Consider the following 18,330-nt stretch of genomic DNA (forward strand, 5'->3'; position numbering starts at 1 on the left):
CTCACTGCTTCTTCGGGTTGTGGGTGGTCTCCTTCACGGGAAGGTCGACCTTGATGGGGTCGGCCTTCTCGAAGTGCAGCTCCATGGACACCTTCTCGCCCTGCCTGGGCTGCTGCTTGAGCTTCATGAACATGATGTGGTTTCCACCGCGTTCCAGGTCCAGCTCACCGCCCGCGGGAACCGAGAAGGATGTCACCATGCGCATCGCCTGGTTCTTCGTCTCGTGGATCGTGACGTCGTCCGAGAGCGGGCTGGTGACGGAGGTCAGCCGGTCGGAACTGCCGCCGCTGTTCTGCACGACGAGGAAGGCGGCCGCCATGTCGTTCACGGGCTGCGGCATGAACGCGCCGATGACCTTCAGCTCCGGCTTGCTGCTCGTGGAGGAGCACCCCGCCAGCGTCAGACCCGTGGAGAGGGCCAGGACGCCGGCGAGGGTGGTGCGGCGGTTCACGGCTTCTCCCCCTTGATGATCTTGGGGAGGTCCTTGGTGTAGTCGTCGGGCGTGGTGTCCTCGCTGTACAGCACGTAGCCCTGGTCGGTCTTCGGGGAGAACGCCATGACCTGCGAGCCGTGCATCGAGACGATCGTGCCGTCCTTCTCCTTCTTCGGTGCGTCGATCCCGATGCCGATCTGCCGGGCACCCGCCTGGATGGTCGGGAAGTCGCCGGTGAGACCGATGAAGGAGGGGTCCTGGGACTTGAGCCAGCTGCCCAGCGAGGACGGGGTGTCCCGCTCCGGGTCGGTGGTGACGAAGACGACCTGGAGCTTGTCCCGGTCGGCCTCGGGAAGGGACTTCTTGGCGACCGCGATGTTGCTCATGATGAGCGGGCAGACATCCGGGCAGTTGGTGTAGCCGAAGTAGATGAGCGTCGGCTTGCCCTTGGTCTTCTCACGCAGGTCGAACTTCTTGCCGTGGGTGTCGGTGAGGACGAGATTCGGCTTGGTGAACGGCTGGTCGAGCACCGTCGCGGCCTTGGTCTTCGCCTCCACCGAGACGTCGGCGACCGGCTTCTTGCTGTCGTTGTCGCTGCCGCCGCAGGCGGACAGGGTGAGCGCGGCCGCGGCGACGAGCGCCGCGGCCAGCACAGACTTCTTAACCATGGAGCACTGTTTCCTGATGGGTCGGTGTGGCGGGTGGGGCTTGTGAGTGGTCAGGCGGCACGCCGACGGCCGGCCAGGACGCCGAAGGCGACCCCTGCCACACCGATGACGATGCCGACGATGCCGAGAACACGGGCCGTCGTGTCACTGGAGGACGAGGACGCCGAAGCCGTCGTCTTCCCGTCCTTCGCGTGGTCCGCGGAATCGCTCTTGTCGCTGGAACCGGCGGCGGCTGCGGCGCCGTCCGCGGCGGCCGTCAGCTTGAGGACCGGAGCAGGGGTCTCGGGCTCTTCGGCGCCGGCCTTCTGCTCCTCGATCCAGCGGACGACTTCCTTGTTGTCGTACGTCTGGATGGCCTTGAACACCAGCTGGTCGGCGTCCTCGGGAAGCTGTCCGACGGAGAGCGGGAACTGCTGGAAGCGGCCGGGCTCGATCTTGCCGCCGTCCGCGGTCCAGGTGACCTTGGAGACGGCCTTGTTGATCTTCTCGCCGTGCATGTCGAGCGGCTTGGCCAGCTTGCTCGTGGTGACGTCGATCTTCCAGCCGGGGACCGCCTGCGGCTGGACGGACGCCAGCGGGTGGTCGGTCGGGAAGTTGACCTCGAGCTTGGTCGTCGCGGCGTCGTCGCGCTCGTTGGGAACCTTGAAGTTGATGACGGCGTATCCGCCCTTGGCGGCCTCGCCCTGCGGCTGGACGCTGACGTGGGCCGAGGCCGTGCCGGCGAGGACCAGCACGGTGGACGCGGCGACGCCGCCGGCGAGGGCGATGCGGGAAACGTTCATGTCAGGAATCACTCCACAAAGCACGAAGGAAGGTGCTCCGCCGCGCGGGTGCGCGGCGGCATCGCGACACCTCCTCCTCACGAGCGGCGTGGGTGCGCCGCCCCGTACCGGCACCGGCGAGGTGTCTGCGGGGCGCGCGTGCATCGCGTGGAGGGCGTCGCGTCAGGCTGCGAGAGCGAATACGGGCGGCGGCCCGCGCCTGATCACCATGTGCTGCAAGGGATCCCCGGTGGCCGGGGCGGGTGCGTCCACGGCCGTACGCAGGGTGCGCGGCCCGGTGGCCGGTCCGCCGGGGAGGCCGGCGCGCAGGGCGGACACCAGGGCGAGCGCCGCGCGCAGCGCCCGCAGCCGGGCTCCGGCCGCCACCTGCTGGGCGCCGTGCGCCGACAGCCGGGCGAGCCCGAACAGGGCGATCTCGCCGCGCCGCAGCAGCCAGCCGGTGGCCAGCGCGGCCAGCAGGTGACCGAGCAGCATGGGCAGGCTGGGGAACATTCCGGTGAGGCCGGCCGCTCCGGTGCCGGCCATGCCGCCGGAGGGGGCGGCGGCCATGTGCTGATGGGCCTGTCCGGTCACCGACGACGGGTCGATACCCGCGGTGGTGACGATGCGGTGGGCGTCGGCGGCGTTCAACTGCGCCGGCCCCGCCCCGCAGACGAGGCTTGCCGCGAACCGGATCAGCGAGTCGTCGCCGGCCGGGGCCTGTGGCGTGGCGGTGTGCGTACCGACACCGAAGAGCGTGTGCAGGGCGATCTGTCCGGCGGCCAGCGCCGCGGCGATCGACGGCAGCGAACGTTCGCGCCCGGCCAGCGGTACCGCCACCGCGAGGACCCCGAGGAACCCGGCGAGCAGGGACCAACCGGGCACCGTCGCACAGGCGGCCAGTGCGTGTCCGGCCGCGGACAACGCGACGCAGACCGCGGCGAACACCGCGGCCCTCAACAGCCGCAGACCGGCTCCGGCGCGTCCCACAGACGTAGACATGGCCGGGTCATCATCGCACTGCGCCCCCGGCCCCTGTACGGCAGGTCCGGAAGGTCGCCTTCCGACCGATTGGCTGTGCGGCGGGCTGTTGGGGACGGTTGCGGACGGGGTAGGAGACGCCTTGTGGGCCGGGCATACACAGGTGTGGCGAGCCCGGGTATCCGCCGAATGAGCGGTCTCACATCCCGTCCGTGCTTACGAACGGCACAGGGCGGCAATACGTATCGGTATGTCGAGCCGCAGCCAGGAGGCTGGAGCATGAGCATGTGGTGGTCACTCCATCTGCGGCGCGAAGCTGCGAGCGTTCCGCTCGCCCGTCGTTTCCTGCTGGGCACAATGGAGACCGCGGGGGTGGACCCGGACATCTCCTTCGATCTGTCGGTCGCGCTCAGCGAGGCCTGTGCGAACGCCGTCGAGCACGGCGGGGCCCACGGCGGCCCGGACGATGCCGGGGAGGCCTGGGAGGAGCCGTCCGGTACGGCCTGCGGGCAGTACCGGGTCACCGCGTATCTGGACGGCGAGAAATGCCGTATCGAAGTCGCCGATTCAGGACCCGGCTTCCCCGCGCGGCGCACGCTTCGCGATGCCGCACAGCAACACGACCCGTACGAGAAGCGGCCGGTCCAGGCGCAGAGGGCGGGGCATCAGCAGAAGGCCGGGCATCAGTACCCGTCGCTCGCGGCCGAGAGCGGACGCGGACTCTGTCTGATCGAGGAGCTCGCCGACCACGTCCACTTCGGCAACCGGCCGGGGCGCGGCGGTGCGGTGGTGAGCTTCGACAAGGTCCTGAAATGGCGGGAGGGCGCCCTGCTCATGGTGTCCTGAGCAGGGCGCCCTCCGGCGCGGGTGAAGGGGCGGACGGTCAGCCCTTGACCCGGGCCATCCACGCCTCGACCTCGTCGGCCTGCCGGGGCAGCTTGTCCGAGAGGTTCCGGTTGCCGTCCTCGGTGACGAGGATGTCGTCCTCGATCCGGACGCCGATGCCGCGGTACTCCTCGGGAACGGTCAGGTCGTCGGCCTGGAAGTAGAGGCCGGGCTCGACGGTGAGGCACACTCCGGGCTCCAGCGTTCCGTTGACGTACGACTCCGTCCGCGCGGCGGCGCAGTCGTGCACGTCCATGCCGAGCATGTGACCCGTGCCGTGCAGGGTCCAGCGGCGCTGCAGGCCCAGCTCCAGGACCTTGTCCACGGTCAGGTCGCCGAGCAGACCCCACTCGACGAGCTTCTCGGTGAGGACGCGTTGAGCGGCGTCGTGGAAGTCGCGGAAGCCGGCGCCGGGCTTCACCGCCGCGATGCCGGCCTCCTGAGCCTCGTAGACCGCGTCGTAGATCTTCCGCTGCAGCGGCGTGAACGTGCCGTTGATGGGAAGAGTGCGGGTCACATCGGCGGTGTAGAGGTCGTTGGTCTCCACGCCGGCGTCGAGCAGCAGCAGCTCGCCGGAGCGCACCGCGCCGTCGTTGCGTACCCAGTGCAGGGTGGTGGCGTGCGGGCCCGCGGCGCAGATCGATCCGTAGCCGATGTCGTTGCCCTCGATGCGGGCGCGCAGGAAGAACGTTCCCTCGATGTAGCGCTCGCTCGTCGCCTCGGCCTTGTCGAGGACCTTCACGACGTCCTCGAAGCCGCGCGCGGTGATGTCGCAGGCCTTCGTCAGCTCGGCGATCTCGAAGGCGTCCTTGACCAGGCGGGCCTCGGAGAGGAAGACCCGAAGCTCCTCGTCGCGCTCCGCGGTGACCTTGTCGGTCAGCGCGGCCTCGATACCGGCGTCGTGGCCCCGGACGTTGCGGACCGGGCCGGTGGCCTCGGCCAGCGCGGCGGGCAGCTCCCGTACGTCCTTCGCCGGGATGCCGAGCAGCTGCTCGGCCTCGGTGAGGGAGTGGCGGCGGCCGACCCACAGCTCGCCCTGGCCGTCGAGCCAGAACTCGCCGTTCTCGCGGTTCGAGCGCGGCAGCAGGTAGACGGTCGCCTCGTGACCGCCGGCCTCGGGCTCCAGGACGAGGACGCCGTCCTCGGTCTGGTCGCCGGTGAGGTACGCGTACTCGGTGGACGCACGGAAGGCGTACTCGGTGTCATTGGCACGGGTCTTCAGCCGGCCCGCCGGAATGACCAGCCGCTCACCGGGGAAGCGCGCGGAGAGCGCGGCGCGGCGGTCGGCTGTGTGCCGGGCCTGGGCGATCGGCTCCAGCCCGTTCAGCTCGGTGTCGGCCCAGCCGGACTTCATGCTCGCGGCGAGCTCGTCGGAGACGCCCGGGTACAGGCCGTTCTTCCGCTGCTTGACCGGCTCTGCCTCTTCGGTCTCGGTCTCCGGGTTCTCCGGGGTGAGCTCCTCAGACACGATTTGTCTCTCCTTGGTACGACACTGGGCCCCCTCCATCGTACGGGCGTACGGAAGGGGGCCCAGGGCCGGAAGACCTCTTACCGGGATGGCGCGGATCGCCGGGTACGGCCCGACAGCGGTGCGGGAGCGGAACGGGGGCCGGCTCAGTCGAACCGTGCCGCCAGCAGAACCACGTCCTCGGTCTCGTCGCTCTGCCCGGGCCCGTCCGGCAGGACGGTGCGCAGTACGTGGTCGGCGACCGATCCGGCGTCGTGGCGCAGCGCCCTGGGGACGCTCGCCGCCGCCGAGTGGAGCCGCGCGAACCCCCGGTCCATGGAGTCGCCGACGCGGCGCAGCAGGCCGTCGGTGTACAGCAGCACGGTCTCACCGGGCGCCGGGGTGATCTCCACGCTCGGCGCCTCCCAGCAGGAGAGCATGCCCAAGGGAGCGGACAGGGTGGTCTCGACGAACTCGGTACGACGGTCGCCGATGATCAGCGGCGGGGTGTGCCCGGCGCCGGCCAGCACGATCTTGCGCCGGGCGGGCTCGCAGTACGCGAAGAGCGCGGTCGCGGAACGGGCCGGCTCGGTCAGCCGCAGCAGGAGTTCGAGATCGGAGAGTACGGCGACGGGGTCCTCGCCCTCCATCACCGCGTACGCCCGCAGACCGGCGCGCAGCCGCCCCATCGCGGCCAGGGCGCTCGGACCGGAACCTCCCACCGACCCGACGGCCAGGCCGAGCGCGCCTTCCGGGAGGGCCAGAGCGTCGTACCAGTCATTGCCGCCCTGCGGTGCGGAGCGATGGCGCACGGCCAGCTCCACACCGGGGACCCGGGGCAGTCGGCTGGGCAGGAGCTCCTCGGTGACGGTGGCGACATCGGTCCTGGCTCGTTCCAGCTCCAGCAGCCGGGCCAGGTGTTCGGCGGCGTAGCCGACGTACAGCCCGGCCAGGTGGCGCTGGCGCTCCAGCGGCTCGGCGGGCTCGTCGTAGAGCCAGACGACGGCGGCGAGCCGGCCGGTCCGGTCGGTGGTGATCGGCAGTGCGTAGCTGGCGGCGTAGCCGAGCCGGGCGGCGACCTCGCGTCTGCGGGGGTCCAGGCTGGTGTCGCCGAGCAGATCGGGGGTGGTCAGCGGGCCTTCCGGGTTGGGCAGACCTTCCAGGATCCGTCCGTAGGACGTGGCGCTGCGCGGCACGGTCTCGATCTGGCCGAGCTCGGCGTGGGCCAGGCCGAGGCCGATGGTGCTGACGGGGCCTCGGCGGTCGGAGGGTTCGAACGCGATCAGCCCGCGGCGGGCTCCCACCAGAGCGGCGCCGGCGTCGAGCAGTTCGTGAAGGGCGTCGTCCAGGGTGCTGGTTCCGGCCAGCCGCTCGGTGAGTTCGTGCAGCGTGGTGAGGTCGGATACCCAGCCCGCCAAGCGGTCCTGGATGAAGGCGCCGGGGGCGGCGGGCACCTCGGAGAGAGGCCCGGCAGTTTGCTCCGAAACCGGAACTGTGGGATCGATTCCAGCCACTTTCGGCAGGTGCGGGGCGCTCATGGTCGCCGGCTTTCCGACTGGTGTGTTTCGTCGAATAGCATCGCAAACCCCCATGTCATTCTGCGCCGCTATCAGTGCATCCACATGTACACGCACAAGTAAGGCGATGTCCAGCATTGTCCCCACGGGATTTGTGGTGTCCAAGTGACAACTAACTTGGCCAAAAAATGCACCCCGTGGCCGCTATTTGCGGTCGACTGGGTCTGCTCGGGCAGGGGATGCCCTCGCGGGGCAGTCCCGGGGGAGCGTCATCCCGGGCGTGCTGGGTACGTAATCGGTAGATGACCAGGAGCGGTTCCGACCGCCCCCGGAACCTGGCAGCGGGCCCGGACGTCCTCATCTGTGACGGCCACGCCCCACCCCCGAGTGGCGAGGTTGTACGCACGGACGGCAGGCGCGATACGCGCCCTGCGCCTGGCCATGATTTCGACTGGAACCGGCTCGATTCGGCTCAGCACAGCTCACGCTCGGTACCGACGACCAACCCGTACCGCAGGCTCGACGAGCATGTACACACAGTGAAGTTCCGCACACGTGATGTGACGCACGCGTGGTGTGATGTGGACCCTCGGCGTTCAACGGAAAGGAACGAGCGCTCATGCGCGAGATCCTCGGAAGGCGACGCAGGCTCCGGTTCCGGGACAGGACCGCCCAGCTCGACGCGGCCCTGACCTGTGCCACCGAGTGGCAGTGGCCCGTGCTCCCGGGAGTGGGGCTGCGTACGGCCGACAGTCGCGGAGAACGTGGCTGTGCCTGCCCGGACCCCGAGTGCGCCGTGCCCGGCGCACACCCCTTCGATCCCGGACTGCTCGCGGCGACCACCGACCCGCGGATGGTGCGCTGGTGGTGGACGAACCGGCCCGGTGCGCCGGTCGTACTGGCCACCGGCGGGCGGGCACCGTGCGCACTGAGCCTGCCGGCCGTGGCCGGTGCCGGGGCGCTGGCCGAACTCGACCGCATGGGAATGCGGCTGGGCCCCGTGGTGGCCACGCCGACCCGGTGGGCACTGCTGGTCGCCCCGTACACCCTCGAACGTCTCGGTGAACTGCTGCATGCGCAGGACTGGGTGCCCAGTTCGCTGCGGTTCCACGGCGAGGGGGGCTATCTGATCCTTCCGCCGTCGGAGACCGGCACGGGCCAGGTGCGCTGGGAGCGGGCGCCGGACCGGATCTCCCGGCTGCGGCTGAGCGGTGGAGCGCCCGTCGCGACGGCCGCCTCGCCGTGGCTGCCGGATGTGGGCGCGGTTCTGGACGCGCTGGTCGAAGCGAGCAACAGCGCCCCGGACGGCGGAAGCCGGCTCGCCTACTGACGGGTGGCCGGTGGCAGCGTCCCGATTTTTCGGCGCACCGTCACGAATTTATTCACACCGGGCATCCGGGGATCAAGAGATCTTCAGGAATGCCCGGAACAGTGTGCTGCCGTATCTTCCGGGCGGTTCGGCCGTCCTCGGCGCCCCATGCTGACTGTGCGAAATCTGCCGGTGCAAAGGCCTTGGGGGGTCGGCTTTCTGATGCACTTTCCGAAACGCGTTCGAGGAACGTTCGAGGATCTCTTCGGGTGTTGTCCAGGTGCCCGCCCGTGCATTGTTGGCTGCTTTCCGGCGGGTGCCCGAAGCGCGGCTCCGGTCCCGGCCCGCTGTCCGATGCCGACGGGCCTGCGGCTGGGGGGCGCGGCTTCGGAGTGGGACGCAGCCGGTCGAGACGTTGCGGAGCCGCACGCGGACGCTACGGAGGCGGGCTCCAATGGGGTTTCTTCCGCGCCGGGTTGAGGCTGGGCCAGGGGCGCTGCTTCCCCCCGGCCCTTGAGGGAGAAGGTGCGGCCGGAGGCGGCGCCTGAGTGTCACCGCGGGGTTCGTCCGGGGGCCTGTGGCAGCTCTCTGCGCGGCTCGTGCGCCGCCCAGTGCGCTGTGGGCGCCGTACCCGGAAATGAGGATGCCCGATCGCTGGCGACGGGGGATGCACCAGCGACCGGGCTTCTAGAACGGTAACAAGAGATCTGCCGTTCGCAAATTCGATCTCGCGTATTCGGACAGCGATTTACCTGTCAGTACGGCGAGTTGTGACGCGAGTCACCGTAGGGTCCGGGCGGTCGTCACTGTCAGCTGAGCGTCACCTGGCGGTTGGTGAGCCCGCCGCGCGCCCGCCGCTCCTCGGGGGTGAGGGGCGCGTCCGAAGCGAGCGCCGTAGCCAGCCGCTCCGCGAACACGGCGGCGGGCTTCTCGCACTCCTGTGCCCCCATCGCGCTCGGCAGATCCCACACGGGGACCATCAGGCCGTGCGCACGGAAGGAGCCGACCAGCCGGGTCCCTTCGCCGAGCGACGAGGCACCCGCCGCGTGCAGCCGGGCGAGAGCGTCGAGGAGCTGCTCCTCGGGGTGCGGCATGACCCACCGGAGGTGGTTCTTGTCCGGGGTCTCGCACCAGTAGGCGGCGTCCACCCCGGTGAGCAGGGCGGTCGGGATCGCCGCGTCGTTCGCACGCTCCAGGGAGGCGGACACCTCGGTTGTGGCGTTCTCCGCGTCCGGCACCCAGAACTCGAAGCCCGAGTGCACGACGGGCGCGAACGGCGCATCCGGGTCCAGGACATCCTGCAGCCGGGGCCCGTCGGCCGGTACCCGGCGCGCGGCGACGGGCGAGCCGGGCTCGGCCTCCAGCGCGCGCTGCAGGGTGTCGGCGAGGTCCCGGCTGAGGTCGCCGGAAGAGGTGTCGTTCTGCAGGGCGAGCAGGACCGAGCCGTCATCGCGGCGCAGCGCGGGCCAGGCCATCGGGAGCACGGTCGCGAGCGTCACGGACGGCACTCCGTCGGGCAGTCCGCCCTTCAGCGTCAGTTCGACCGTGGCGGCGGGGACCAGCTCGCGCAGCGCGACCCAGTCGCACTCACCGGCCAGCCCCTCGAAGGGGCGCTGGACCAGCTCGGTCACGGCCTGGGCGGCAGCGCGGCCGTGACAGGCCTTGTACCGGCGGCCCGAACCGCACGGGCAGGGCTCGCGAGCCCCGACCACCGGGATCTCGCCATCCTTGAGTTGCTGCTTCCCGGCCTTGGTCTGAGGGCGCTTCTTGGCCATGGTGGGCTTTCTCCCGGTTGCGACAGTGCGGTCTGGGCCGCGAGCCTAGCCGCCCGTGCGATGTCGGGGGGCGCAGCCGCCCTTGCTGCCTTCGGGCGCGGGCGGCTGCTGCCTGGGGACCCGGGCTGGGAAAGAGTGCGGCCGCGGCCGGCACAGTCTGCGGACGCAGCCGGTAAATCGCGCGGACACGGCCGGCGAATCGCGCGGCCAGGGCTCGGTCCAGCGTGCCGGCCATGGGCAGCGAAGCCTGCGGGCAGGGGTCCGGGAAGGAGGCGGCCACGAGCCCGCGAAGGCCTGCGGCCAGGGCCCGGAAGGACGCGGCCACGAGCCCGGAAAGCCTGCGGCCAGGGCCCGGGAAGCAGGCGGGCCAGTGCCCGCCGCCTCAGCCCGCGTCGTCGAAGGCGTCGGCAAGACCCAGTCCGTCGAGCCCCGGTACGGCCGACACCCCGTTCGCGCCCGGCAGACCGGTCGTGCCCGATGCCCGTCCGTTGCCACGGCTGCCCGGTCGGTCACCCGTGCGGCCGGGTCCCTCGTTGACGAGCACCCAGACGGTGACCTCGCCGGAGGAGTCGTCGCGTACGCCCCACTTCTTCGCGAGCGCACTGATGATGTTGAGCCCCCGGCCGCCGCGCGCCGTCACCGATGGAGTGGCCGGAACCGGTCGGGTCGGACCGCCCCCGTCCGTCACCTCCACGGTCAGCCCGCCCGTTCTGTCCACGCGCCAGGCGGCGCGCACGTCGCCCTCTCCCACGTCGCTCTGCCGGCCCAGCGGCCTGCCGTGCCGGCAGGCATTGCTGAGCAGTTCGGAAAGGATCAATACAGCATCGTCGACGACCGAATCCGACACCCCGTGGCTGCGCAACTGCTCACGCATCCGGTGTCGTGCCTGACCCACGCCCGCAGGGCCATGGGGTACGGCCATGCTCGACGACGTGGGCACTTCCTGTGCCACCACCAACGCCACCCCCGAGACCTCCTTTGCCCCACGCCACGGAGTGGATGCCCCCGTGGGCTGGGCCGGAAACCGGCCAATGGTCTGCCAGTGACGCACTCGTAACGATCGAACACAGTCCGAATGCGCCGGTGTACTCCCCGTCACTGATATGAAGAGCGTCCCAGCTGTGACAGAACCTGCTTCGGGCGGTTCGTGATGATGGCCTCCACCCCGAGTCGGACGCAGAGATCGACGTCCTCCGGCTCGTTGACCGTCCACACATGGGCCCGGTGGCCCGCGCGGTGCAGGCGGTCGATGTAGCCCGGGTGACTGCGCACGATCCGCATCCCGGGGCCGGCGATCCGGCTGCCGGCCGGCAGTCGTCCGTCGCGCAGCCGAGGTGAGACGAACTGCATCAGATAGACGGTGGGCAGATCCGGCGACGCCTCCTGGATGCGGTGCAGGGAGCGCGCCGAGAAGCTCATGATGCGGACCGGTGAGGGGCCCTCGGCCGGCGGTGCGTCGAGCTCGAAGCGCTTCAGCAGATGCAGCAGCCGCTCCTCGACCTGGCCGGCCCAGCGGGTGGGGTGCTTGGTCTCGATGGCCAGTTGGAGCGGGCGCCCGGCCGCTCTCGTCTCGACGAGCAGTTCGAGCAGCCGTTCCAGGGTGAGTACGGAGGTGAGCTCGCCCGGCACCGGGTCCCAGTCCGGGGACTCCGATTCCTCGCGGTCCTTCCAGGAGCCGAAGTCGAGGGCGGCCAGCTCGGAGAGCTCCAGGGTGGAGACCGCGCCGCGGCCGTTGGACGTGCGGTTCACGCGGCGGTCGTGTACGCATACGAGATGCCCGTCGGCGGTGAGCCGTACGTCGCACTCCAGGGCATCGGCGCCGTCCTCGATCGCCTTCCGGTATGCGGCCAAGGTGTGCTCGGGGGCGTCGTCGGACGCGCCGCGGTGTGCGATGACCTGGATGGGATGCTGCATGGGGTGCTGATGCCGTGCTTGGGTCACCGCGTCATGGTGTCACCGGGAGACCAGGGGGTGCGTGCACCTTGCGACGCGGAACCGTTTTGTCCGGTGTAAGGACCCGTGCACAGATGCACAGGTCCTGCTTACAGTGGTCTGACGTGTTGTGGGAAAAGCTGTCTCCAGACACGTACACAGCGGATCTCTTGCCGAATCATGATGTGGAACCGAGGAGTACAGAGCTGTGAGCACAGAGAACGAGGGCAACGAGGGCACTGCGGCCGAGGCCGCTCCGTCCGTTCCGTCCGCACCTCCAGTGCCGGCCGATGCTCCCCAGGGACCCCCTGGAAGCACGCCTCCGGCTCCGCCGCAGCCGGATGTGACGGCCGCGCAGCCGCAGGTCCCTCCGGCGCACGACCCGGCGACCGCCCCCATGGCGCAGGTCCCGGCGGAGCCGCAGTCCCACACCCCTCCCGCACCGCAGTCGGCGGCCGATGCCGGCTGGCCCCCGCCCCCGCCCGCCGTTCCGGCCTACGCCCATGGGGCGCAGGGCGGCGGCCCGGTGTGGGGCCCGCCCGGCCAGCTGCATGGCCCCGACGCCCCTCGCAAGCGGGGCGCGGGCGGTCTGGTGGCAGCGGTGGTCGTGGCGGCTCTGGTCGCCGGCGGAATCGGCGGCGCCCTCGGTTACTGGGCCGCCGACAGCAACGACAGCTCCGGTTCGGCCGGGTCCACCACGGTCGCGGCGTCGGCCAACCCGCAGGATCTCAAGCGCGACCCGGGCACGGTCGCGGGTGTGGCGTCCAAGGCGCTGCCCAGCGTGGTCACCATCGACGCCCAGGGCGGCGACGGCGAGGGTGGCACCGGTACCGGCTTCGTGTACGACGAGGAAGGTCACATCCTCACGAACAACCACGTGGTGGCCTCCGCGGCGGACGCCGGTCAGCTCACGGCGACGTTCTCGAACGGCAAGAAGTACGGTGCCGAGGTCGTCGGCCGGGCCGAGGGCTACGATGTCGCGGTCCTGAAGCTCAAGGACCCGCCGAAGGGACTCAACCCGCTGCCACTGGGCAACTCGGAGCAGGTGGCGGTGGGCGATTCGACGATCGCGATCGGCGCCCCGTTCGGCCTGTCCAACACGGTCACCACGGGCATCATCAGCGCGAAGAACCGCCCGGTCGCCTCCGGTGACGGTTCCGGAGGCAGCAACTCGTACATGAGCGCGCTGCAGACCGACGCCTCGATCAACCCGGGCAACTCCGGCGGCCCGCTGCTGAGCGCGGGCGGCGCGGTCATCGGGATCAACTCGGCGATCCAGTCGACCGGCAGCAGCACGGGCCAGAGTCAGGCGGGCTCCATCGGCCTCGGCTTCGCCATCCCGATCAACCAGGCGAAGAACGTGGCGCAGCAGCTGATCAAGACGGGTCAGCCGGTCTACCCGGTCATCGGCGCCACGGTGACAATGGACGAGAAGACGGGCGGCGCGGTCATCTCCGACCAGGGCTCGGCCGGCACGGAGGCGGTCCCGAAGGACAGCCCTGCGGGCCGGGCCGGTCTCAAGTCGGGCGACGTCATCACGAAGTTCAACGACACCGTGGTCGACAGCGGCCCGACCCTGATCGGCGAGATCTGGACCCACAAGCCGGGCGACAAGGTCACGCTGACCTACAAGCGCGACGGCAAGACGTCGACTGCCGAAGTCACCCTGGGCGAGCGCAAGGGCGACAGCTGACCGGCTAGGCTGTCCTCGCGTCGAAAACAGGTCGATGACCACCGGCGCGGGGTGGGTTGCCCGAGCGGCCTAAGGGAACGGTCTTGAAAACCGTCGTGGCAGCGATGTCACCGTGGGTTCAAATCCCACACCCACCGCAACAGGCCAGACAAGGCGCTGATCAGAAGGGGTGTCCCGACCAGGGGCACCCCTTCTGTATGAGGGTGGGTCAGCGTTCCGCCGCGAGGATGATGCCCAGGCCGATGAACACGCTCCCGGTTGCGGCGTCCATCCGGCGGCGAACCGCCTCACGGCCGCGCAGCCAGGCACCGATACGTCCTGCCAGGACACCGACCGTGCCGTCGGCCAGGAACTCCAGGACGATCAGGATGCCGCCGAGGACGGCGAACTGCAGCCAGACCGGCCCCGTCGCAGGATCCACGAACTGGGGAAGGAAGGCGATCATGAACGCGAAGGTCTGCGGGTTGGCCATGGAGGACACCACACCGTTGAGGAAGGCCCGCCGGCCCGGCATCCCGCCGGCCACGGGAGCGCCGGCCTGACTGCTTTTGCGGTTACGGATCATCTGGACACCGAGATGGATCAGGTACGCGGCGCCCGCGATCCGTAGCAGGGTGAACACGACAGGGAACGTCGTCAGCAGCGCGCTGAGCCCGGCGGCTGCCGCGGCGATGTACAAGGCGTCCCCCGTGATCACACCCACCGTGGCCAGCAGCCCGGCGCGGGCACCGCCCCGCACGCCGCACCCGAGCACGAACAGCATGTCGGGCCCCGGGGTGACCAGGGCGACGATGGTGCTCAGTGTGAACGCGGCAAGAAGGTGCGGATCGACCGGCATCGCGCGATCGTCTCACCTGTCCCAGCAATGGCGCAGGCAATGTTCGGCACCACCATCGGTACCGGTCATTGGGGGCCTGGACGGGTGCCGGCAGCCCGGGTCGGGCCGATGCACCGCAGACCGCCGGGACTTCCGGTGGGCAATCGCGGCAGTCTGCTGCTTGCCCGTCGGCGGTACGACCGGGCCCGTCCGCGTCATCCCGGGGGCTCGCAGCGGGTCGTGGTGAGGCGGGCCGCGGAGGCGATGGTGGCGCGGGCTTCGTGCTCGGGGAGGCCGGTGTGGACGGCGGCTTCGGTGAGGTCGTCGGCCAGGCTGTCGCCGAAGCCGTGTTCGTATGCACGGCAGGCGGCCCAGAAGAGCCGGGTGTTGCGCTGGCCCTCGTCCGCCGCGAGGACGAACCGGATCAGGCCCTGACCCCGGTCGTCGGGGTGGGCCCGGTGTCGGTGGGGGCGTGCCGGGGGCGCGAGCAGGTCGAACAGAGTGCGGGGGCAGGGGGCCGGCGGGAGGCTGCCGGTGCCGGGGACGAGCCGGTAGGTGCCGTGGGTGGTGACCGAGCCCGGGCCGACCAGGTAGCCGCCGGAGCCGCGGACGTCGATGCCGGGGGCGAGGCGGCCTGCGGAGTTCGGTACGGCCGTGCCGGGCGGGCCGGACAGCCAGATGTGGCGGCCGCCGCTGGGGGTGAGCACGGTGACGGTCGGCGGGACGGTGAACGCGTGCTGGACGCCCAGATGGTGGAGGGCCGCCGCGGAATCGAGCCGGCCGGTGGTGCCGACGTCGAGGTCGATACCGATGAGGTGGTGCGGTGCGCGGCCGCAGGCGATGCCGTAGCCGGTGGCCCAGGGGGCGGCGGCGAAGAGGGCGCGTACGGCGGCGAGGTCGGTGGTGGCGTCGTGGACGCCGTGCCCGGGCAGGCCGCAGGCACCCCGGCAGCTGCTCGGCCGGTCCTCGGCGCGGTGCGGGGAGCGCAGGGCGGGGAGCTTGGTGGCGGACAACGGGATGACGGGGAGCCCGTGTTCGGCCGCGGACAGTGCGTGGGCCAGGGCCAGGGTGGAGGTGCGCCGGTCGGTGGTGGCCATGGTTCCATGTTCGTACTAACGTTCGAATAAGGGAAGGGGGAAGGGTTCCCGATAGTGGGGTGCAGGGCGCTGTGGCGGAACGCTTCTCCTCCCGCACCGCAAGGGCCGTGAGGGTGCGCCTGGCTGACCTGGGAGTTTGTGGGGTCTGGGGGTTTATCAGCTCTTCCTCACGCTTGCGAGGGAATCGAAATACATGGGTGGTTCGCCGGGGCGGCCGTGGGCAACCTTGATCTCGCGACGTCGTGACCATCACCTGGGCGGTCGGCCAACCGGCCCGGGACCAGCCTTACTTTCGGTTCCTGGAGGAATAGACATGGCAAGCATCCGTACCGCTCGCGCCCTCGCCGCCGTTGCCGCTCTGCCCCTCGCCGTCGTGCTCCTGGGCGGTGTGGCCCAGGCCGACAACGGCTCGTTCGCGAACGACGGTTCGAACGCGGGTGTGGCCGCGATCAGCGGCAGTGGCGTCGGCGGGGACAACCTCGGCAACTCGTCCACCTCGCAGCAGCAGGCTGTCGGTACGGGGGCCTCGAACACGAGCACCTCCGCCCAGGTGAGTGGGTCCGCCTTCACCGCCATCGACCAGTCCAGCCACGACGTCGCGGTGAACTTCACCAATCTCTGGTGATCCGGTGCCTGCTGCGGGCCGGTCGGGGGGCCGGGCCGCAGTTGGGGGAACGACGGCCTGCGCGGCGTCACTTCGGTGGCGGCGCGCAGGCCGTTCGTCGTTCTCGCGGGGTGAGGCGGGGTGCCGGTGCGGCATGGCGGGAGGGTGTGAACAAGGGGCTGCGCGCGAGGGGCTGCTGTCAGGTGCCTTGACAGGTATACGGAATCTGACGGACAGTCAGAAACCCTGATCCGCAGCCCTTTCCCCGGGAGGCAGCCGCCGTGCACCTGGCCCCTACGGAGCGCCAGCTCCAGCTGCGCGCCGAACTCCGCGCCTACTTCCACGACGTGATGCCGGAGCGCGGCGGGCGGGCCGGTCCGGCGGCCGGGGGCCCGGCCGAGCAACGGCGGCTGCTGCGCCGTATCGGCGCGGACGGAATGCTGGGGCTCGGCTGGCCCGTTGAGTACGGCGGTCAGGGGCGGGGTGCGGACGAACAGTTCGTCTTCTTCGACGAGGCCTACCGGGCGGGCGCCCCGGTCTCGATGGTCACGCTCAACACCGTGGGCCCCACCCTGATGAAGTACGGGACCGCCGCGCAGAAGGAGTACTTTCTGCCGCGGATCCTGGCCGGTGAGATCGTCTTCGCCATCGGCTACAGCGAGCCCGAGGCCGGTACCGACCTGGCCGCGCTCCGCACCAGGGCCGTACGGCAGGGCGACGCGTGGGTCATCGACGGCCAGAAGATCTTCACCAGCAACGCGCAGAACGCGGACTGGGTCTGGCTCGCCTGCCGCACGGATCCGGAGGCGCCCAAACACCGGGGCATCTCGATCGTCCTCGTGCCGACGGACGCGCCCGGCTTCTCGTGGACGCCCATCGAGACCGTGGGCGGACTGACCACGACCGCCACGTACTACGACGGCGTAAGGGTGCCCGCCACCGGACTGGTCGGCGAGGAGAACGACGGCTGGGGGCTGATCACCAACCAGCTGAACCACGAGCGGGTGGCGCTGGCCGCGATCGGGATGCAGGCCGAGGACTTCTACGATGCGGCGCTCGCCTTCGCCCGTACGCCCGATCCGGTGACCGGGCGGCGTCCGGTTGACGAGCCTTGGATTCGCTCCAGGCTGGCCGAGGCCTATGCCCGACTGGCGGCAACGCGCCTGCTCAACTGGCGTTTGGTGGGGGATGTCGGGGCCGGTGCGCTGGCGCCGGGCGATGCGAGCGGCGTGAAATTCATGGGAACCGAAAGCGCCGTAGAGGTGTATCGAATGTGCCAGGAAATCACGGGGGACGCCGGAATGATCCGCTGCGGTTCGCCCGGTTCCTTCGGGGACGGGGAGCTGGAGCGGATGAACAGGGCGGCGCAGATCAACACGTTCGGGGGCGGGGTGAGCGAGGTGCAGCGGGAGATCGTCGCGACCATGCGGCTCGGCATGAAGAGGGGGAAAAGGTGAGGGAGGGGCAGGGCGTGCGGGACGAACTGTACGAGCGGCTCAGGGCGTACGAGGGGCAGGCCGCAGCCGTTGCCGGCAGCGGAAAGGACCTGGTCAACGAGGTGATGATCAGGCACTGGTGCGAGGCGATGGGGGATGCGAACCCGGCGTACACCGGCCCCGGTGCCGTTGCACCGCCGACCATGCTGCAGGCGTGGACGATGGGTGGTCTGTCGGGCCACACGGACCGGGGCGAGGCTTACGACGAGCTGTTCGCCATGCTCGACGGGGCCGGGTACGGGTCGGTGGTCGCGACCGACTGCGAGCAGGAGTATCTGCGTCCCCTGCGGCCCGGCGACCGGATCACCTTCGACGCCGTGATCGAGGAAGTGTCGGAACGCAAGACGACGAAGCTGGGGACGGGCTACTTCATCACCACACGCATGGACGTCCGGGCACAGGACGAGCCGGCCGGGACGCACCGCTTCCGGATCCTCAAGTACCGCCCGGCGGCGGCGAAGAAGTCCCCGACGGCCGGGGAGCCGGAGCGGGGCCGCGGGAGCCTGCGGCCCAGGCCGGTGATCAACCGGGACAACGCCGGATTCTGGAAGGGCGTCGCCGCCCACCAGCTGCTGATCCAGCGCTGTGCAGGGTGCGGCACCCTGCGCTTCCCCTGGCTGCCCGGCTGCAATGCCTGCGGGTCGGCCGAGTGGGAGACGGCCGAGGCCTCGGGCGAGGGGACCGTCTTCTCGTACGTGGTGATGCACCACCCGCCCTTCCCCGCGTTCAGCGCGTCCGAGGAGGCCGGGCCGTACGCGGTGGCACTGATAGAGCTCGCCGAGGGCGTCCGGATGGTCAGCAACGTGATCGGGGTGCCGTACGACAAGGTGCGGGTGGGTATGCCGGTGCGGCTGGAATTTCTGCGTACGGACCCCGAGTTGGAGTTGCCGGTCTTCCGGGGGAGCGAGGGCTGAC

General features: G+C 70.4%; 17 protein-coding genes and 1 tRNA gene. 7 read left to right on the forward strand and 11 right to left on the reverse strand.

Annotation, left to right across the window (positions count from 1 at the left end; all coding sequences use genetic code 11):
- Position 1 precedes the first annotated feature (1 nt).
- The 4 genes from ACFVW8_RS00185 to ACFVW8_RS00200 all read right to left on the reverse strand — a co-directional run bounded on the left by ACFVW8_RS00185 (position 2) and on the right by ACFVW8_RS00200 (position 2,864).
- Positions 2–451 (reverse strand): copper chaperone PCu(A)C, encoded by a 450-nt coding sequence (locus ACFVW8_RS00185; RefSeq protein ID WP_389685316.1) that lies wholly within the window; start codon positions 449–451, stop codon positions 2–4.
- A complete protein-coding gene (locus ACFVW8_RS00190; RefSeq protein ID WP_389685317.1) occupies positions 448–1,101 on the reverse strand; it encodes an SCO family protein in 654 nt (217 codons plus the stop codon). The genes ACFVW8_RS00185 and ACFVW8_RS00190 overlap by 4 nt, the downstream gene beginning before the upstream one ends.
- A gap of 50 nt (positions 1,102–1,151) precedes the next feature.
- Positions 1,152–1,883: a YcnI family protein gene (locus ACFVW8_RS00195; protein WP_389685318.1), complete on the reverse strand. Its 732-nt coding sequence runs from the start codon at positions 1,881–1,883 to the stop codon at positions 1,152–1,154.
- 162 nt (positions 1,884–2,045) lie between these two features.
- A complete protein-coding gene (locus ACFVW8_RS00200; RefSeq protein ID WP_389685319.1) occupies positions 2,046–2,864 on the reverse strand; it encodes a hypothetical protein in 819 nt (272 codons plus the stop codon).
- A 258-nt stretch (positions 2,865–3,122) separates the two neighbouring features.
- On the opposite strand from ACFVW8_RS00200, the gene ACFVW8_RS00205 reads away from it, so the two are divergent.
- Positions 3,123–3,689, forward strand: a complete 567-nt coding sequence (locus tag ACFVW8_RS00205; protein ID WP_389685320.1) for an ATP-binding protein — start codon at positions 3,123–3,125, stop codon at positions 3,687–3,689.
- 37 nt (positions 3,690–3,726) lie between these two features.
- On the opposite strand, the gene ACFVW8_RS00210 is transcribed toward ACFVW8_RS00205, so the two are convergent.
- Together ACFVW8_RS00210 and ACFVW8_RS00215 are read right to left on the reverse strand one after the other, a co-directional pair.
- Positions 3,727–5,196, reverse strand: a complete 1,470-nt coding sequence (locus ACFVW8_RS00210; protein ID WP_389685321.1) for an aminopeptidase P family protein — start codon at positions 5,194–5,196, stop codon at positions 3,727–3,729.
- Positions 5,197–5,342: 146 nt separating this feature from the next.
- Positions 5,343–6,830, reverse strand: a complete 1,488-nt coding sequence (locus ACFVW8_RS00215) for a PP2C family protein-serine/threonine phosphatase (RefSeq protein ID WP_389685322.1) — start codon at positions 6,828–6,830, stop codon at positions 5,343–5,345.
- A 481-nt stretch (positions 6,831–7,311) separates the two neighbouring features.
- On the opposite strand from ACFVW8_RS00215, the gene ACFVW8_RS00220 reads away from it, so the two are divergent.
- Positions 7,312–8,022, forward strand: coding sequence for a bifunctional DNA primase/polymerase (locus ACFVW8_RS00220; protein WP_389685323.1), 711 nt, complete (start codon positions 7,312–7,314; stop codon positions 8,020–8,022).
- 788 nt (positions 8,023–8,810) lie between these two features.
- On the opposite strand, the gene ACFVW8_RS00225 is transcribed toward ACFVW8_RS00220, so the two are convergent.
- The 3 genes from ACFVW8_RS00225 to ACFVW8_RS00235 all read right to left on the reverse strand — a co-directional run bounded on the left by ACFVW8_RS00225 (position 8,811) and on the right by ACFVW8_RS00235 (position 11,690).
- Positions 8,811–9,776 carry a DUF5926 family protein gene (locus ACFVW8_RS00225; protein ID WP_389685324.1) on the reverse strand — a complete coding sequence of 322 codons (966 nt, stop codon included), beginning with the start codon at positions 9,774–9,776 and terminating at the stop codon, positions 8,811–8,813.
- Between the two features lie 382 nt (positions 9,777–10,158).
- The gene (locus tag ACFVW8_RS00230; protein ID WP_389685325.1) at positions 10,159–10,827 is read right to left on the reverse strand and encodes an ATP-binding protein; all 669 of its coding nucleotides are present in this window, start codon (positions 10,825–10,827) and stop codon (positions 10,159–10,161) included.
- A 44-nt stretch (positions 10,828–10,871) separates the two neighbouring features.
- Complete coding sequence (locus tag ACFVW8_RS00235) at positions 10,872–11,690, reverse strand: glycerophosphodiester phosphodiesterase (RefSeq protein ID WP_389685326.1); 819 nt, start codon at positions 11,688–11,690, stop codon at positions 10,872–10,874.
- Between the two features lie 226 nt (positions 11,691–11,916).
- Here ACFVW8_RS00235 and ACFVW8_RS00240 point away from each other — a divergent pair, with 226 nt between their 5' ends.
- On the forward strand, positions 11,917–13,401 hold the full coding sequence (locus ACFVW8_RS00240; protein ID WP_389685327.1) for a S1C family serine protease: 1,485 nt from the start codon (positions 11,917–11,919) through the stop codon (positions 13,399–13,401).
- A gap of 50 nt (positions 13,402–13,451) precedes the next feature.
- Positions 13,452–13,538 (forward strand) — tRNA-Ser (locus tag ACFVW8_RS00245).
- A gap of 71 nt (positions 13,539–13,609) precedes the next feature.
- On the opposite strand, the gene ACFVW8_RS00250 is transcribed toward ACFVW8_RS00245, so the two are convergent.
- Together ACFVW8_RS00250 and ACFVW8_RS00255 are read right to left on the reverse strand one after the other, a co-directional pair.
- Positions 13,610–14,239, reverse strand: coding sequence for a LysE family translocator (locus ACFVW8_RS00250; protein ID WP_389685328.1), 630 nt, complete (start codon positions 14,237–14,239; stop codon positions 13,610–13,612).
- 194 nt (positions 14,240–14,433) lie between these two features.
- Positions 14,434–15,315 (reverse strand): bifunctional DNA primase/polymerase, encoded by an 882-nt coding sequence (locus tag ACFVW8_RS00255; protein WP_389685329.1) that lies wholly within the window; start codon positions 15,313–15,315, stop codon positions 14,434–14,436.
- Positions 15,316–15,628: 313 nt separating this feature from the next.
- Between ACFVW8_RS00255 and ACFVW8_RS00260 the strand changes: the two genes are divergently transcribed.
- From ACFVW8_RS00260 to ACFVW8_RS00270, 3 genes are all read left to right on the forward strand, one after another.
- Positions 15,629–15,940: a hypothetical protein gene (locus ACFVW8_RS00260; RefSeq protein WP_389685330.1), complete on the forward strand. Its 312-nt coding sequence runs from the start codon at positions 15,629–15,631 to the stop codon at positions 15,938–15,940.
- A 260-nt stretch (positions 15,941–16,200) separates the two neighbouring features.
- On the forward strand, positions 16,201–17,376 hold the full coding sequence (locus ACFVW8_RS00265) for an acyl-CoA dehydrogenase family protein (RefSeq protein ID WP_389685331.1): 1,176 nt from the start codon (positions 16,201–16,203) through the stop codon (positions 17,374–17,376).
- On the forward strand, positions 17,373–18,329 hold the full coding sequence (locus tag ACFVW8_RS00270) for a bifunctional MaoC family dehydratase N-terminal/OB-fold nucleic acid binding domain-containing protein (protein WP_389685332.1): 957 nt from the start codon (positions 17,373–17,375) through the stop codon (positions 18,327–18,329). Before ACFVW8_RS00265 ends, ACFVW8_RS00270 begins: the two co-directional genes overlap by 4 nt.
- Position 18,330: the final 1 nt, after the last annotated feature.

Source organism: Streptomyces sp. NPDC058221 (assembly GCF_042882365.1).
GTDB lineage: Bacteria > Actinomycetota > Actinomycetes > Streptomycetales > Streptomycetaceae > Streptomyces.

Bases quoted from the DNA above. Each gene is read 5' to 3' on its own strand.
- ACFVW8_RS00190 (WP_389685317.1), bottom strand. From the start codon at position 1,101: ATGGTTAAGAAGTCTGTGCTGGCCGCGGCGCTCGTCGCCGCGGCCGCG.
- ACFVW8_RS00195 (WP_389685318.1), bottom strand. From the start codon at position 1,883: ATGAACGTTTCCCGCATCGCCCTCGCCGGCGGCGTCGCCGCGTCCACC.
- ACFVW8_RS00200 (WP_389685319.1), bottom strand. From the start codon at position 2,864: ATGTCTACGTCTGTGGGACGCGCCGGAGCCGGTCTGCGGCTGTTGAGG.
- ACFVW8_RS00205 (WP_389685320.1), top strand. From the start codon at position 3,123: ATGAGCATGTGGTGGTCACTCCATCTGCGGCGCGAAGCTGCGAGCGTT.
- ACFVW8_RS00215 (WP_389685322.1), bottom strand. From the start codon at position 6,830: ATGCTGGACATCGCCTTACTTGTGCGTGTACATGTGGATGCACTGATA.
- ACFVW8_RS00220 (WP_389685323.1), top strand. From the start codon at position 7,312: ATGCGCGAGATCCTCGGAAGGCGACGCAGGCTCCGGTTCCGGGACAGG.
- ACFVW8_RS00225 (WP_389685324.1), bottom strand. From the start codon at position 9,776: ATGGCCAAGAAGCGCCCTCAGACCAAGGCCGGGAAGCAGCAACTCAAG.
- ACFVW8_RS00235 (WP_389685326.1), bottom strand. From the start codon at position 11,690: ATGCAGCATCCCATCCAGGTCATCGCACACCGCGGCGCGTCCGACGAC.
- ACFVW8_RS00250 (WP_389685328.1), bottom strand. From the start codon at position 14,239: ATGCCGGTCGATCCGCACCTTCTTGCCGCGTTCACACTGAGCACCATC.
- ACFVW8_RS00255 (WP_389685329.1), bottom strand. From the start codon at position 15,315: ATGGCCACCACCGACCGGCGCACCTCCACCCTGGCCCTGGCCCACGCA.
- ACFVW8_RS00260 (WP_389685330.1), top strand. From the start codon at position 15,629: ATGGCAAGCATCCGTACCGCTCGCGCCCTCGCCGCCGTTGCCGCTCTG.